This is a genomic window from Syntrophales bacterium (assembly GCA_023228425.1).
GTDB lineage: Bacteria > Desulfobacterota > Syntrophia > Syntrophales > UBA2210 > MLS-D.
Window position 1 is genome coordinate 92,793 of the sequence record JALOBE010000006.1, and the last position, 14,708, is coordinate 107,500.

Here is a 14,708-nt window from a genome sequence, read left to right on the forward strand (position 1 = left end):
AAAGAAAGGGTCCTGCCCCATGCCGGCGCGCACAGACATCAGGAAAATCATGATCATCGGATCCGGTCCCATAATCATCGGCCAGGCCTGCGAATTCGATTATTCGGGAACCCAGGCCTGCAAGGCGCTCAGGTCGCTGGGATACGAAATAGTGCTTGTCAACTCCAACCCGGCAACGATCATGACCGATCCAGGCATGGCCGATTATACGTACATCGAACCGCTCAATGTTCATTCTCTCAGCGAAATTATTAAAAACGAGCGTCCCGATGCCATCCTCCCCAATCTGGGAGGGCAGACGGGACTGAACCTGACGGCGGAACTGGCCCGTGAGGGTGTTCTCGAAACCTTCGGCGTCGAGGTCATCGGGGTCAACGTGGACGCCATTAAACAGGGCGAGGATCGCATCGCCTTCAAAAAAACAATGAACCGCCTGGGCATAGAAATCCCCCGGAGCGAGCCGGCCTACTCTGTGGAAGAGGCCGAGAAAATCGCTGAGGAACTGGGGTACCCCGTGGTCATACGCCCCGCCTACACAATGGGAGGTACCGGCGGCGGTCTGGTTTACAACCCGGAAGAACTTCAGGCCGTGGCGGGACGGGGTATCGCCGCAAGCTTTATCGGCCAGATTCTGGTCGAAGAATCGCTTCTCGGCTGGGAGGAACTGGAACTGGAGATCGTACGGGATCAGAAGAACCGGATGGTCACGGTGTGTTTCATCGAAAACGTCGATCCCATGGGCATTCATACCGGCGATTCTTTCTGTACCGCCCCCATGCTGACCATTTCGCAGGAACTCCAGCATCGATTGCAGCGCCATGCCTATGACATCGTCGAGGCAATACAGGTCATCGGAGGGACCAACGTGCAGTTCGCCCACGATCCCGATACGGGGCGCATCGTGGTCATCGAAATCAACCCGCGGACATCCCGCTCCTCGGCCCTGGCCTCCAAGGCAACGGGTTTTCCCATCGCCTTCGTTTCGGCTATGCTGGCCACGGGAATCACCCTTGATGAGCTACACTGGTGGAAGGAGGGGACGCTTGACCGGTACGTACCAGGCGGTGATTACGTGGTGGTCAAATTCGCCCGGTGGACTTTCGAGAAATTCGAAGGTGCGGAAGATACTCTGGGAACGCAGATGCGCGCCGTGGGCGAGGTGATGAGTATCGGAAAGCATTACAAGGAGGCCCTTCAAAAAGCCATCCGATCACTGGAAATCGACAGGTTCGGGCTGGGATTCGCCCGTGACTTCAACGAGCGCTCCCTGAAGGATTTGATGGGGCTGCTCAACAAGCCCACGAGCGAGCGACAGTTCATCATGTATGAAGCGCTTCGCAAGGGCGCTTCCGTGGAGGATCTCTGGAAAAAAACCCGGATCAAACCGTGGTTTATTGAACAGATGGCGGAGTTGGTGGCCCTTGAAGAGGAACTGCTGGCCGCCCGGGAGAGCGGGCCCTCAGACGAGCTTTTGAGGCGAGCCAAGGAAGACGGTTTCTCCGACCGGTACCTGGCGCGGCTCCTTGGACTGACTGAACGGGAAATACGGGATCGGCGACGGGTCCTGGGGATAACACAGGGATGGGAAACGATACCGGTGAGCGGTGTGCGGGAAGGGGCTTATTATTACTCCACCTATAACGGAAAGGGAACGATTTCCGTCGACCCGACCCCCGATCGTCGTAAGGTTATTGTGCTCGGCGGGGGACCCAACAGGATCGGCCAGGGGATTGAATTCGATTACTGCTGTGTTCACGCCGCCTTTGCTTTGCGGGACGCCGGCATAGAATCGATCATGATCAACTGCAACCCTGAAACGGTCTCCACCGATTATGATACTTCGAACCGGCTCTACTTCGAACCCCTCACCGTGGAGGACGTGCTTGCCGTCTATGAGCATGAAAAGCCCGAGGGAGTGATTGTCCAGTTCGGTGGTCAGACTCCTCTTAATATTGCCAATGAACTTGCCGCGGCCGGTGTGACGATTATCGGTACGGCACCGGAAATGATCGATCTTGCCGAGGACCGGGACCAGTTCAGGCATATAATGGAAACTATGGAAATTCCGCAGCCTCCTTCGGGAATGGCGAGCAGACTGGATGAGGCCCTTGCCGTGGCAGTCCAGATCGGCTTTCCCCTCATGGTCCGCCCTTCCTATGTCCTGGGAGGGCGGGGCATGGAGATTGTCTACGATGAGCAAGCGTTGAAGCGCTACCTGGCTGTTGCCGTGGAGGTGACGCCCGAGCGTCCCATTCTGATCGACAAGTTTCTTGAAAACGCCATCGAGGCCGAGGCGGACGCCATCGCAGACGGGACGAGCGCTTTCGTACCGGCCGTGATGGAACACATCGAACTGGCGGGAGTTCATTCCGGTGATTCGGCCTGTGTCATTCCCCCCATTACCATAGACAAGCGCCACATCAAGACGATGTACGATTACACGAGGCGGATAGCCGTGGCCCTGAACGTGAAGGGCCTCATGAATATACAGTACGCCATCGCCGACGACAGAGTCTACATCCTGGAAGCAAACCCGCGGGCATCCCGTACGGTGCCCCTGGTTTCAAAGGTCTGCAACATTTCCATGGTCACCATGGCGACGAATATCATGATGGGCGGCAGTGTTGCCGACATGGGCGATCTGAGGCGGAATACCTTTCCTCATTTCGGTGTCAAGGAATCCGTCTTTCCCTTTAATATGTTCCCCGAGGTGGATCCCCTCTTGGGCCCGGAGATGAGATCGACCGGAGAGGTGCTGGGCCTTGCCGACTCATTCGGACTTGCTTTTTACAAGGCCGAAGAAGGGGCGGGCCAGCGGCTTCCCTATGACGGCGTCGTACTTATCACCGTCTATGACAAGACCAATCCGGCCCTTCTCGATGTGGCGGCCGAGTTTCACCGCCTCGGTTTTACTCTGAGGGCCACCGAAGGAACCCACCAGTTTCTCGCCCGCTACGGGATTCCCTCAAAGATGGTGTTCAAGATGCACGAGGGCCGTCCCAACATCGTGGACGGTATCAAGAACAAGGAAATTGATCTGATCATCAATACGCCCAGCGGACGCATGAGCCAGTTTGATGATTCTTACATACGGAAAGCGGCCATCAAGTACAAGGTGCCCTACATCACGACCATGGCGGCGGCAGTTGCCTCGGTGAAGGGTATCACGGCTGTGAGGAAGGGCCATGGAATTGTCAGGTCCCTCCAAAGCTACCACCGGGACATCCGGCAGGAAAAGAAATAAGCTATGCATTTCATTCAGGAAAATTGCGGAGTATTCGGTATCTGTTCGCAGTACGACTGCTCGGGAGAAATTTTTCAAGCCATTGATTTTTTGCAGCACCGGGGACAGCAATACTGCGGAATATCAACCTACGACGGTACAATCCACCATGAAACCCACCGGGGGAAGGTGGCCTACTCCTTTCCCGAGGAGGAGCTCATGCGACTCAGGGGGCGTTGGGGTATCGGTCACGTAAGCCTCCGGGACAGGCAGCCCCTGAGGTGGCGAACCCGGCTTGGAGAAATATCCGTCTGTTTCAGCGGGAATGTCATCAACGCCCACGAACTGGTCAGGGAAATGATGGGCCGGGGAAAGTCCTTTCTCGAAGCGACGGACGTGGAGATCATTTCCAAGATCATTATAGAAGGTTCCTCTCTGACCGACGGTATCGCCGATCTGGCCGGAAAAATTCGCGGCGCCTACTCGCTGGTGGTTCTGTCGAAGGACGGTATCTACGCCGCGAGAGATACCTATGGTTTCAGGCCCCTGATCCTGGGGCAGGACGCGATGGGGACCCGGTACGCCGTAGCTTCCGAATCACGGGCCCTGGAGAACCTGGACATGGAAGTCTATCGTGACGTGGCGCCCGGCGAGATTGTCCTCATCAATAATGACGGTATCAGGACCCTGGCCCGGCTTCCGTCGCCCCGTATCGCCCACTGCGCTTTTGAGTGGGCCTATACGGCGAGCATGGATTCCATAATAGACGGCGTGTACGTTCAGGAAGCCCGGGACAACCTGGGTGAAAGCCTCGCCCAGAGAGACCTGGAAGAGGGGGTAATTTCCGCCGATATCGTGGCGCCGGTGCCCATGTCCGGCATCGGCCACGCACTGGGCTATCATAAACGATCCCGGATCAACTACCAGGAAGTGTTCCTGTACAACCGTTACGCCGATCGAAGCTACACCCAGGCGACCCAGCGGGACCGGGAAAAAATGGCCAAACGCAAACTGTCCATTCTTCCCTATGTCAAAGGCAAGCGCATAGTCCTCTGCGATGACTCCATCATCCGGGGTACCCAGATCAGGTACAAGGTCATGGATCTCAAGGAAGCGGGTGCCAGGGAGGTTCATGTTCGTGTAGCCTGCCCGCCCCTCATGTATCCCTGCGACTTCGGCATTTCAACCCGTTCCTACGGGGAGCTTCTGGCCAGGTCCTTTCTCAGGGTCGGGGACATCATATCGATTGAGCAGCAGCGGGCCCTGGAAGCCTGGGTCGCGGCACAGGTCGGAGCCGACTCCGTGAAATTCAATACCATTGATGATTTTGTCGCCTCTCTTTTGACGGAGCGGGGGAATCTCTGCCTGGCCTGTTTCGACGGTATCGTACCCTATTCCGCCGATATCTGAAAAGGACGCTCGAATGGCAGGTGCAGGAGCGACAAGGGATCCACGTTGACGCCGACGATCCTGGCGCCCCAGTGCAGATGGGGTCCCGTGACCCGTCCCGTGGCCCCCACGGTTCCGACTGGAGTTTCCTTGCCGATGAATTCCCCTTCCGCGACGGTTATATCCGAAAGATGGCAGTAAAGAGTGAAAAGGTCCATGCCGTGATCGATGATGACGATGTTCCCGGCATAAAACAGGGACCGGGCGAGCAGGACGTTGCCCGCGTTGGCTGCCAGGACCGGCGTTCCCGGGGGAGATCGAAGGTCAACCCCCCGATGGCGCGACTGAACGGTTTCATTGAAGATGCGTCTGACGCCGAAGGGACTGCTCACGGATCCCGCCAGGGGCCTGGAGAAGTTTCCGTCACCAAGCCATTCCGCCGTCCCCCGGGCATAGAGTTCGTCGAGGAGGGCCCGCTCCTCCCGTATTCTCTCCAGTTCTTCCGGCGACGGGGATACGAACCGCGGATCCACGCTGAGCGTCGTTGACGGAAAGACTCCCCCCTCAAGGGACAGCGTAAGGGGTGCCCGAAGCTCGGATCCGTCGTGAAAGGACAGGGAAACCTCGAGGTGGTAATCCCGGGGCTCCAGGTCAAGGTCAAGGGGAAGAAGAACACCGAAGGTCCCCTCTGTTCCAAGGGGGGTAAACCGATGGGCGGTACCGTCGAAACGGGCGACGGCCGACGAGAAGGCCGGAGAAGACAAACGGATCAGAACCGCTTCACCTTGGGTAAAGGAGCGGCAGTGAGAACTGATCGCGACGGGACCCAGGGCCGTTTCGGCCCGAAAGGCAGCGGCCGATGCCGTGCCCGTCGCCAGGACCAGGAGCATGATACCCAGCGCGACCCCGCGTACAATTGTGACAGGAGCCATAGGAGCGACCTTTCTTCCAGGGGGAGCGTGACAATCACACATCCGGGTTCACATACTATCGGCAGGGGGTCCCGGAGCGCAAGAAAAATTATCATCATGGCTGGACAAAGAGCGTCATATCAATTATACACTACACCAATGCCGTTCCTGTCATTTCAGTCGAAGGGAGTGTCCCATGAAGCGTCGTAAAAATTCAGTGATGTATGTTGTTGCCGCCCTGCTGATGCTGGGGTCGGCGGGGTGCGCGCCGCTCGTTATCGGAGGTGCCGCCGTTACGGCAGGAGCCGGTACGTACGTGTACGTCCAGGGTGAGCTCAAAACGGATTATCCGTATCAGTTCGAGCAGGTGTGGAACGCCACAGAGCGAGTTTTTGCGGACATGCGGGGCATCGATGTGATTCCCGAAAAGGAAATCGGCAAGGGACGAATCGAAGGAATCATAGACAGCGAGAAAGTTCGTGTTACGATCACCTACAAGGCCCGGGAGCTGACCAATGTGTCCGTGAGGGTGGGTCTGATCGGCGACAGGACGGCCTCGCAGCGGATCCATGACAAAATCGGGGCCATCCTGCAGTAGGATGCCCTATTCGGCCGAATGCCCGCGTCTTTTTTCTTCAAGACCGTAGTGCTTGATTTTTCGGTGGAGATTGCTTCGTTCCAGCCCGATTGCTTCCGCGGTCTTTGAAATGTTCCAGTCGTATTCAGACAATTTTCTTGCTATGTAAGCTTTCTCGAAGATTTTTTTCGCCTTTTTGAAGGTGTCTGAAAAGGCGGTACCCGTCACTAATTTTGACGGGTCCGTCGACCGGAGCAGGGGGGGTATATCCTCGACGGTGATAAGGTCGGAGCGCGACAGTATCACCAATCGTTCGATGATATTCTTCAATTCCCTTACATTACCGGGCCAGTCGTGGGTCATGAGTACTTCGAGGGCCTTGTCTTCGATACCCTTCAGCGGCTTTCCCTCCTTGAGGGCGAACTCACTCATGAAATGTTCCGCCAGAAGGGGGATATCTTCCTTCCTGTCTCTCAGGGGAGGCACGTGAAGGGGTATGACGTTGAGCCGGTAAAAGAGATCCTGCCTGAAGCGTCCCTCTTCCATTTCTTTTTCCAGCTCCTTGTTGGTTGCCGCAAGGACCCGAACGTCCGTTTCGATAATCTTTGTTCCGCCCACCCGCTGGAATTTTTTTTCCTGGAGAATCCGGAGTATTTTTGCCTGGGCCTTGAGGCTCATGTCGGCGACCTCGTCGAGAAAGAGCGTTCCTTCGTTGGCAATGTCGAACTTTCCTCTTTTCTTTGCCGTGGCTCCCGTAAAAGAGCCTTTTTCATGTCCGAAGAGTTCGCTCTCGATCAGTTCTTCCGGTATAGCGGCGCAGTTAATCTCGACGAACGGTTTTGCCGCCCGGCGGCTGCAGGTGTGTATGGTCCGGGCTACCAGTTCTTTGCCGGTGCCGTTTTCTCCCATGATGAGTATCCAGGCGTTGGTGGGAGCGATGATCTCGATCATTTCCTTCAAATCACGAATAACGGCACTTTCGCCGTGTAGTTCGTAATCCCGGCGGATGCGTTCCTTCAGGAGGCGGTTTTCTTCCGCGAGCCGTCCCTGTTCGATGGCATGGCTGGTGATGAGTACGACCTTTTCCAATGAAAGGGGCTTTTCTATGAAGTCGAAGGCGCCCAGTTTGGTGGCCTTCACTGCCGACTCAACGGTTCCGTGGCCGGAAATAATAACGACGGGAATAGCCGGAAATTTCGATTTGATCTGTTTCAGTGTTTCAATACCGTCGATTCCCGGCAGCCAGATGTCGAGAAGAACCAGGTCGGGGAGTTCCTGCTCCACCAGATCGAGGCACTCCTCGCCGCTTTCCGCCGTAATAACCTCGTATCCCTCGTCCTGGAGGATGCCCTTCAGCGACAGGAGGATGCTTTCTTCGTCATCGACGATCAGTACCGTTCTGTTCATGATTCCAGTCCTCTGCCCGGGGTATTTCGAAAAAAATGACGGTACCCCGGGGTGAATTGTCTTGTATGCCCACAACGCCCCTGTGGTCGCTTATGATGGAGCTGACGATAGTCAGTCCCAGGCCCATGCCGGATTTTTTTGTCGAAAAATAAGGTTCGAAGAGCTTGACTCTATCCTTTGGTTCGATACCCGCGCCATTGTCCCGAACCTCGACGCGCACGTTCCGGTTTTCCGGGTTGATGGACGTGGATATCTCGATCCGGCCCTTTTCCGAATTCGAGGCGAGGGCGGTAACGGCGTTGTCAAGGAGGTTGACCATGACCCGTCTGATTTGCTCCTCGTCGATCATGACCAGAGGCAGTCCCTCCTCCCTGGTATATTCGAAATCAATGGTCTTGTGGGCATCCTGGAAGAGCAGAACGGGCTCGGCTATGGTCTGGTTAATGTCATGGGGGGCGGGATTCGAGATAGGCAGCCGGGCAAATTTTGAAAACTCGTCCACCAGGTTCTTGAGCGTATCTACCTGATTGACGATTGCCTGGGTACACTCGCTGAAGACGGCCTTTTCTTCCCCTTCCATCTTGTTGCCGTATTTTTTCTGAAGCCGTTCCGCAGAAAGCTTGACCGGCGTGAGAGGGTTCTTGATTTCGTGGGCGATCCGCCGGGCAACTTCGCGCCAGGCGGAGATGCGTTCCGCTTTCTGAAGTTGCGAAATGTCCTCGAAAACAACGACCATGCCCATGGAGTGGTTCTGATCGTCCCGAAGGGTTGTGATGGAAATGAGGAGTGTCAGAACGGTGTTTCTCACCACGATCTGTGCCTGTTTTTCCAGAAAATCAGAGTCACGCTCGTCCATCTCTTTCCGTATCCGGGAGATCATGTCCGCGTGTTCGGCGGCGAGTGCCCGGTCGAAGGTGGTATTGAGCGCTCCATCGGCGGTGATATCGAGCATGATTTCGGCGGCCCGGTTGACGGTGGTGATCACACCTTCCCTGTCCAGTGATATGACTCCGGCGGAGACGTTTTTGAGAACCGTTTCCATGTAGTGACGGCGCTCGTCGAGGACGATATTGGCCTTTTTCAACTCGTCACTGCTGTTTTTCAGATCCTCCGTCATTCGATTGAAGGAATCGACCAGCACACCGATTTCGTCGTCGGCGAGAACGTCGATATGATAGTCGAGATTTCCCCGCGATATTTCGTCCGTGGCCTCCGCGAGGTCCTGGATGGGGACGGTGATTCCCTTGGCAAGAAAGAGGCCGAACCAGGTGGCGGAAAAAATGATGAGCAGGGTAACGATGGACAGAGTGATAATGAAGCTCCATTTGATGGGGTTCTTGAGCAGGTTGAATTGTCGATATTCTTCCGATGTTTTCGAGATTTCCGAGAGTTTTCCGGCGAGGTCTCCCGGTACGATGTAGCTCACCGCGGCCACACCGATGACATCGGTGAGTTCGAAGTTGATGTAAAGCGGGACGATTCCGCTTACCAGGTCTCCGATGCCGAGACTCTGGACCAGGGAAAGCTCGTGCCCCCGATACAGGTCGTCCACCATCTGCTCCGTGAGTTTCGGGGGATTGACGTCCGGGTGGGCGGGGTCGCGAAGAATGTATCGTTCCTCGCGATTATCGAAGGTGACTTCCAGGAGGCCCCGTCCAAGGGCTGACTGTCGTTCTTTCAGGAACTGTTCCAGCTGGTCCGCCATGTCCCGTTCATACAGTCTTCCGGCGGTTATTTCGTAGCCGATTCTCTTCGCCAGGTTCAGGGTTTCTTCACCATGCGTCTGGTAATAGGTCTGTCCTATGGACAGGGATGAGTCCAGGGCTGAGCCGATCTTCAGGTTGAACCAGTTGTCGATGCTGTAGGAGAGAAACTGAATGGAAACCAGAAACAAAACGATTGTGGGTATCAGCGAGAGACTGACGAAGGCCGCCACCAGTTTGCTGCGCAACTTGGAACCCAGAACCCCCCGACGCCGTTCGAAGATGAGCTTGACCAGGTTCCTGACGATGAGGAAGACGAGAAGAATGATGAGAATCAGGTTAACGTTGATGAGGCCGAAAATCAGCACCTCGCCCGAAAAGGGCAGGGGGGTGTCGGACCCCACCAGGCGGCTTTCGAGGAACGTGAGCCCCAGGACGAGCAGTATGGTTATGACGATGATAACCCGTTCCCTGCGCCGCCGTTTCAGCTCCTGTCTGTCCTGTAACGTCGTGTTCATGATGGTCCTGTCAGTAGACAAAGTCCTGGCGTGCCCAGTCGGTTTCAAAGTACCACAGGGAGAAGAACAGCATGGTGGTTCTTACGTCCTGCGGCAGCGCCGCTTTGTCGAGTCTCGCCCTGACCCTCACGTAGTAGGGTTGGCCGCGCACCAGCCTGTCCAGTCGGACTATGGGCAGACCGCTCACGTCAGCCATGGCCCGCTGGGCCCTGATCATTTCCAGTTCCGGGAACTGGCGGGGTTCTCCGGGCAGGTATGAATGGGAGAGATAGAACGTTTTCTTGATGCTGTCGTATTTCAGGGAGTGCCGGACCTCTATGGTTGTCTCTTTTCGGTCGTACCGGATGCCCCGGTGCTGATACAGTTCGATGGTAAATATAAAGGTCGTCGTTATGCCGGCGAGAACGGCCTCCTCCATCGCCGACGTAAAGGTGTTGCTTACCCTGAAGTACAGCAGGACCTCGTCTTCAGTGTTGGTGACAAAGAGATCCCTGATGGCGGCATCCCGGGCGCCGGCCTGTCCGGGCGCCATGAGTGACAAGGTCACAACCGCCAGTAGGAGCATGGGGAAAACCTGCCTGATGAGGGGAGCCGGACCGTGTTGGCGAACCATGGGTGCTCTCTTTTGTAAGCGTCATTCCGGTCGGTCATTTGGCGGGCATATCCGTCACGGACTCCGCCGGATAAAAGCCTGTCCGAATTCCTTACGGAATCCGTAATTTTAAGAGAGGGGCTTTAAAAAAGCAAGAATTATTTAGACTTGGAGAGAAACAGCAGCCATTTCGTCGTCGTCGCGGAAGGCTTCGACGGGGGAGGAGAGGGGGAGCCCGGGTTCCCAGCAGTCAGGACGCCTGAGAAGCTCCCGAAGAAGCAAGTTGTTAAGCTTGTGGCCGGACCGGTGGGCCGTGATGTGCCCCCGAATCGGTACGCCCAGGAGCGACAGGTCTCCTATGATGTCAAGTATTTTGTGTTTGACGAATTCATCGGGGAAACGAAGCCCTTCCTTGTTGATCACTTTCGTTCCGTTGAGAACGATGGCGTTTTTGAGGGAACCTCCAAGGGCCAGGCCCTTTGCCTGGAGGTATTCAACTTCGTGGAGAAATCCGAAGGTCCTGGCGGGAGCGATCGTTTCTTCATATGTTTTCAGGGAGAACACGATGTGGTGCGACTGTCTCCCCACGGCGGGATGATTGAAATCGATATGGCAGGTAATTTCAAAATGGGGGGAGGGCTGTATTGACACACTGCCCGTTCCATCCGTCACCGACAGCGGTTTCTTGATGATGATGAACTGCTTCTGTTTCCCCTGTTCTTCGATGCCCCCGTCCTTCAGGAAAGACATGAACGGCGCCGCGCTCCCGTCCATGATGGGTATTTCAAAAGAATCCGTTTCGACGACGGCGTTGTCGATACCCAGGCCATACAGGGCGGAGAGCAGGTGTTCAACCGTCGACACCCGGATTCCGTTAAGCCCCAGCGTTGTTGCCAGTGTCGTTTCAGAGACATTCGAGGGTGTTGCCTTGATGCGGTTGTCCTTCCTCAGGTCCGTTCTTAAGAAAACGATACCTGTATCGACATCGGCGGGTCTGACCTTCATCCGTACCTTTCTTCCGGAATGAAGCCCGACGCTTCTGCAGGTTATGTCCCGGGCAACTGTTTTTTGCATCCGACGAAGTACTCCTCCCGTGCTGTTCTGTCTGTTGCTGGTTGTGTTCACTACTTAATGCAACTATGATGCCACAGCCCGTTTGCTTCTAACTGACTGATATTACATGAATGCTGCCGGGACGTGCCGGCAGGCCCTGTGTCGTCTTCAGGGGGTTTCTCCGGTGAAATGTGTCGAAAAGACCACATCACGGCCCGGTCTTTGCCTTCGATTCCCTCCGGCGCGCGCGTTCCTGAAGATACCGTTCCTTCTCGCTGTACAGGCAGCCGCAGTACCGCTGGCGGTACATGCCCATCTTCCGGGAAAGGGACACGCCCTCTCTCCATCCTTCCCTGAAATCGTGACAGGCCAGACACAGGCCCTCTTTCCTTGCGCAGCCCTCGGCTATGTCTTTCATAAGATCGTGATCCTGGTACACGCTGTAAAACAGGGTTGAGGTGAAGCCTTCAAAACCTTCCCGGCGAGCCGTTCGGGCGGTCCGGCTCATGCGCAGGTGGTAGCAGGCACCGCACCGGTTGTGTTCCCTGAAGGTAACGGCCCTCATGAAGGCTTCCGGATCATATTCATCAGCCCGGATCAGGGGCATTCCTTCCTGTTCGGCGTATTCGATGAGCGTATCCAGGCGTTTCAGGTACTCCTGGAGAGGATGAATGTTTGGGTTGTCAAAGTAACCCGTTACCTGGTGCCCGTCCAGTCGCAGTTTCCGGAGGGGATATATGGCGCAGGGAGCGCAGCATATGTGAAGCAGTATCTTCATGGGGTTTTGCGGGTGTCTTCCCGGGGGTCACAACAGTTGTTCCTGGGGATCCCGGGTCTTCCAGACCCGGCCGAAATGCTCATAGGCGGTCCTGGTGGCCACCCTGCCCCGGGCGGTTCGGTGCAGATATCCCTCCTGGATCAGAAAGGGCTCGTAAACGTCTTCGATGGTGTTTTTTTCCTCACCGATGGCGGCGGCGAGGCTGTCGATGCCCACGGGGCCGCCGCTGAACTTGTCGATGACCGTGAGAAGTATGGTACGATCCATAAGATCGAAGCCGCGGTGATCCACTTCCAGCATTCGCAGGGCTTCCCTGGCCACAGTTTCCGTGATGACCCCGTCAGCCCTGACCTGGGCAAAATCACGGACCCTGCGGAGCAGACGGTTCGCAATTCGTGGGGTTCCCCGGGATCGTCTGGCGATTTCCCGCGCGCCTGAAGGATCCGTCTCGATTGAAAGGATGTGGGATGACCGGGCGATGATGGTCGCGAGATCATCTTCTGTGTAGAATTGAAGCCTGAAGGTCATGCCGAAGCGGTCCCTCAGGGGGGAGGTGAGGAGACCTGCCCGGGTGGTGGCTCCCACCAGTGTGAACCGGGGAACGTCGAGTTTCACCGAGCGTGCCGAGGGACCCTGGCCGATGAGGATGTCGATGTAGTAATCCTCCATGGCGGGGTAGAGCACCTCTTCGACCACGTGGGAGAGCCGGTGAATTTCATCGATAAACAGGATATCATGGGAGTTCAGGTTGGTGAGCATGGCCGCCAGGTCTCCCGGGCGTTCGATGACGGGACCGGAGGTAACCTTGATGTCAACAGCCATCTCTTTTCCCATGATGTGTGCCAGAGTGGTTTTCCCGAGCCCCGGCGGTCCGTAGAGCAGGACGTGGTCGAGGGCTTCGCCCCGTCCCCGCGCCGCCTCGATAAATATTGAAAGGTTCTCCTTTACTGTGGCCTGGCCGATGTATTCATTCAACAACCGGGGGCGGATCGTGTGTTCAAAGCCCTCTTCACCTGATGAGGGCAGGGGGGTGACAATGGTTCTTTCCATGGAAGGGGCGCCTTCATTCATTTCGATAACACTTTCAGTGATTCTGTTAAGATCACTTCAAGGGAAACCTGATCCTTGCACTCTTTGGAAGCCCGGTCAATGGCTTTTTTGGCGATGCTTTCCTTGTAGCCCAGGTTCATCAGGGCCGAAAGGGCGTCCTCCATGAGGGATTCCTCCTCCGAACGGTGTCTTTCGGTATCGATACCGGAGGCCACCAGTTTTTCCCTGAGCTCGAATATGAGCCGCTCCGCCATTTTCCGCCCGATGCCGGGTATGGTCACGAGCCTGCCCATGTCTTCGGCCATGATGGCCCCGGTGAGTTCATCGGGGGTTATGCCGGAGAGTATGTTGAGAGCCAGCCGGGGGCCGATGCCGCTCACGGTGATCATGCGCTGAAAAATCGCTTTTTCGTCCGCCGAATGGAATCCGAAGAGGCTGATCGAGTCCTCCCGGACGTGGGTGTGGATGGCCAGGGAAACGGTTGTTCCCACCTCGGGCAGCAGGTAGAAGGTGCTCAGGGGGACAAAGACGTGGTATCCGATGCCCTGGACGTCGACGATAACATGCCGGGTCGATTTGTAGGACAGTACACCTCGCAGTGCCGCTATCATTTATGTCTGATCCTTTCTCATTGAATGGGCGTGGCATATCGCCATGGCCAGGGCGTCCGAAGCGTCCGGCGGGGGAGGTGAGTCCAGTCCGAGGAGGCGTGTCACCATCTGCTGAACCTGGTGTTTTTCCGCCCGCCCGTAGCCGACGACGGCCTGCTTGATTTCCAGGGGACTGTATTCGTAAACGGGAAGACCGTTCAGGGGTCCTACCAGCAGGGCAATACCCCGGAGGTGACCCTGCCTGATCAGGCTCTTGACGTTTTTCCCGTAAAAAATGGTCTCTATAACCAGGGCGTCCGGCTGGTGTGCTGAAACCAGGGCCATGAGACTTTCAAAGACATCGTTCAGCGCGACCGAGAGGATTTTTTTGTGGGGCGGTTTGATTTCTCCATGACCGATGTGAGTCAGTCCTGCCGGCGTCTTCTCCAGGATACCGTATCCCGTGACCCGCGTACCCGGGTCTATGCCGAGAATAACCATCCTGCCGGTCCTTTCTTTCGGGTTCTTTGCGGCGCTCTAAGAACCGGTCAACTTAACCGTTCCATCACGTCATCAGGAATATCAAAGTTGGCGTAGATATGCTGAACGTCATCGTTGTCTTCCATTCTTTCCAGAAGCTTGAGCATCTGGCCCGCTTTCTGCTCATCCAGGGGAACCGTTGTCTGGGGTATCATGGCTATCTCGGCTGTGAGACAGGCTATGTCCGCCGCGTCGAGGGCCCCCTTCACCTCCTCGAAGTCCTCCGGCGCGGTAACGACTTCGAACTCATCTCCCTGGTCCCTCACATCCTCGGCACCGGCTTCCAGGACGATTTCCATGAGAGTGTCTTCACCAGCCGCCTCCTTTGAGACGATGATGCTTCCTTTTCTGTCGAACATCCAGGACACACAGCCGTT

The 14,708-nt window shown here is 56.2% G+C and carries 13 protein-coding genes (1 of these 13 only partly in view); 3 read left to right on the plus strand and 10 right to left on the minus strand.

Annotation, left to right across the window (positions count from 1 at the left end; all coding sequences use genetic code 11):
* Nucleotides 1-19: 19 nt before the first annotated feature.
* Both carB and M0Q23_03755 read left to right on the plus strand, forming a co-directional pair.
* The gene (carB, locus tag M0Q23_03750) at nt 20-3,244 is read left to right on the plus strand and encodes a carbamoyl-phosphate synthase large subunit (protein MCK9527761.1); all 3,225 of its coding nucleotides are present in this window, start codon (nt 20-22) and stop codon (nt 3,242-3,244) included.
* 3 nt (nt 3,245-3,247) lie between these two features.
* Complete coding sequence (locus tag M0Q23_03755) at nt 3,248-4,633, plus strand: amidophosphoribosyltransferase (protein MCK9527762.1); 1,386 nt, start codon at nt 3,248-3,250, stop codon at nt 4,631-4,633.
* On the opposite strand, the gene M0Q23_03760 is transcribed toward M0Q23_03755, so the two are convergent.
* Complete coding sequence (locus tag M0Q23_03760; GenBank protein MCK9527763.1) at nt 4,615-5,544, minus strand: M23 family metallopeptidase; 930 nt, start codon at nt 5,542-5,544, stop codon at nt 4,615-4,617. The genes M0Q23_03755 and M0Q23_03760 overlap by 19 nt on opposite strands.
* A gap of 175 nt (nt 5,545-5,719) precedes the next feature.
* Between M0Q23_03760 and M0Q23_03765 the strand changes: the two genes are divergently transcribed.
* Entirely contained in the window at nt 5,720-6,121 is a 402-nt protein-coding gene (locus M0Q23_03765) for a DUF3568 domain-containing protein (protein MCK9527764.1), read from the plus strand.
* Between the two features lie 6 nt (nt 6,122-6,127).
* On the opposite strand, the gene M0Q23_03770 is transcribed toward M0Q23_03765, so the two are convergent.
* The 9 genes from M0Q23_03770 to M0Q23_03810 all read right to left on the minus strand — a co-directional run.
* Nucleotides 6,128-7,507: a sigma-54 dependent transcriptional regulator gene (locus tag M0Q23_03770; protein ID MCK9527765.1), complete on the minus strand. Its 1,380-nt coding sequence runs from the start codon at nt 7,505-7,507 to the stop codon at nt 6,128-6,130.
* Nucleotides 7,479-9,728 carry an ATP-binding protein gene (locus M0Q23_03775; protein MCK9527766.1) on the minus strand — a complete coding sequence of 750 codons (2,250 nt, stop codon included), beginning with the start codon at nt 9,726-9,728 and terminating at the stop codon, nt 7,479-7,481. Before M0Q23_03775 ends, M0Q23_03770 begins: the two co-directional genes overlap by 29 nt.
* A 10-nt stretch (nt 9,729-9,738) precedes the next feature.
* Nucleotides 9,739-10,341, minus strand: coding sequence for a DUF4390 domain-containing protein (locus M0Q23_03780; protein ID MCK9527767.1), 603 nt, complete (start codon nt 10,339-10,341; stop codon nt 9,739-9,741).
* Nucleotides 10,342-10,482: 141 nt separating this feature from the next.
* On the minus strand, nt 10,483-11,394 hold the full coding sequence (gene lpxC, locus M0Q23_03785) for a UDP-3-O-acyl-N-acetylglucosamine deacetylase (protein ID MCK9527768.1): 912 nt from the start codon (nt 11,392-11,394) through the stop codon (nt 10,483-10,485).
* A gap of 187 nt (nt 11,395-11,581) precedes the next feature.
* Nucleotides 11,582-12,151, minus strand: a complete 570-nt coding sequence (locus tag M0Q23_03790; protein ID MCK9527769.1) for an epoxyqueuosine reductase QueH — start codon at nt 12,149-12,151, stop codon at nt 11,582-11,584.
* Nucleotides 12,152-12,178: 27 nt separating this feature from the next.
* Entirely contained in the window at nt 12,179-13,201 is a 1,023-nt protein-coding gene (gene ruvB / locus M0Q23_03795) for a Holliday junction branch migration DNA helicase RuvB (GenBank protein MCK9527770.1), read from the minus strand.
* Between the two features lie 17 nt (nt 13,202-13,218).
* Nucleotides 13,219-13,812 (minus strand): Holliday junction branch migration protein RuvA, encoded by a 594-nt coding sequence (gene ruvA, locus M0Q23_03800; GenBank protein MCK9527771.1) that lies wholly within the window; start codon nt 13,810-13,812, stop codon nt 13,219-13,221.
* Nucleotides 13,813-14,292 (minus strand): crossover junction endodeoxyribonuclease RuvC, encoded by a 480-nt coding sequence (gene ruvC, locus M0Q23_03805; protein MCK9527772.1) that lies wholly within the window; start codon nt 14,290-14,292, stop codon nt 13,813-13,815. It lies immediately after the preceding gene.
* A 47-nt stretch (nt 14,293-14,339) separates the two neighbouring features.
* On the minus strand, nt 14,340-14,708 hold the end of the coding sequence (locus M0Q23_03810; protein ID MCK9527773.1) for a YebC/PmpR family DNA-binding transcriptional regulator. 381 nt of this gene lie beyond the right edge of the window; the window shows 369 of its 750 coding nt (coding positions 382-750); its start codon lies off the right edge, out of view — the gene reads right to left on this strand; it ends in the stop codon at nt 14,340-14,342.

Coding starts and splice junctions, on each gene's coding strand:
- M0Q23_03755 (MCK9527762.1), top strand. CDS start 3,248: ATGCATTTCATTCAGGAAAATTGCGGAGTATTCGGTATCTGTTCGCAG.
- ruvA (MCK9527771.1), bottom strand. CDS start 13,812: ATGATAGCGGCACTGCGAGGTGTACTGTCCTACAAATCGACCCGGCAT.
- M0Q23_03780 (MCK9527767.1), bottom strand. CDS start 10,341: ATGGTTCGCCAACACGGTCCGGCTCCCCTCATCAGGCAGGTTTTCCCC.
- ruvB (MCK9527770.1), bottom strand. CDS start 13,201: ATGGAAAGAACCATTGTCACCCCCCTGCCCTCATCAGGTGAAGAGGGC.
- M0Q23_03790 (MCK9527769.1), bottom strand. CDS start 12,151: ATGAAGATACTGCTTCACATATGCTGCGCTCCCTGCGCCATATATCCC.
- carB (MCK9527761.1), top strand. CDS start 20: ATGCCGGCGCGCACAGACATCAGGAAAATCATGATCATCGGATCCGGT.
- M0Q23_03775 (MCK9527766.1), bottom strand. CDS start 9,728: ATGAACACGACGTTACAGGACAGACAGGAGCTGAAACGGCGGCGCAGG.
- M0Q23_03770 (MCK9527765.1), bottom strand. CDS start 7,507: ATGAACAGAACGGTACTGATCGTCGATGACGAAGAAAGCATCCTCCTG.
- ruvC (MCK9527772.1), bottom strand. CDS start 14,292: ATGGTTATTCTCGGCATAGACCCGGGTACGCGGGTCACGGGATACGGT.
- lpxC (MCK9527768.1), bottom strand. CDS start 11,394: ATGCAAAAAACAGTTGCCCGGGACATAACCTGCAGAAGCGTCGGGCTT.
- M0Q23_03765 (MCK9527764.1), top strand. CDS start 5,720: ATGAAGCGTCGTAAAAATTCAGTGATGTATGTTGTTGCCGCCCTGCTG.
- M0Q23_03760 (MCK9527763.1), bottom strand. CDS start 5,544: ATGGCTCCTGTCACAATTGTACGCGGGGTCGCGCTGGGTATCATGCTC.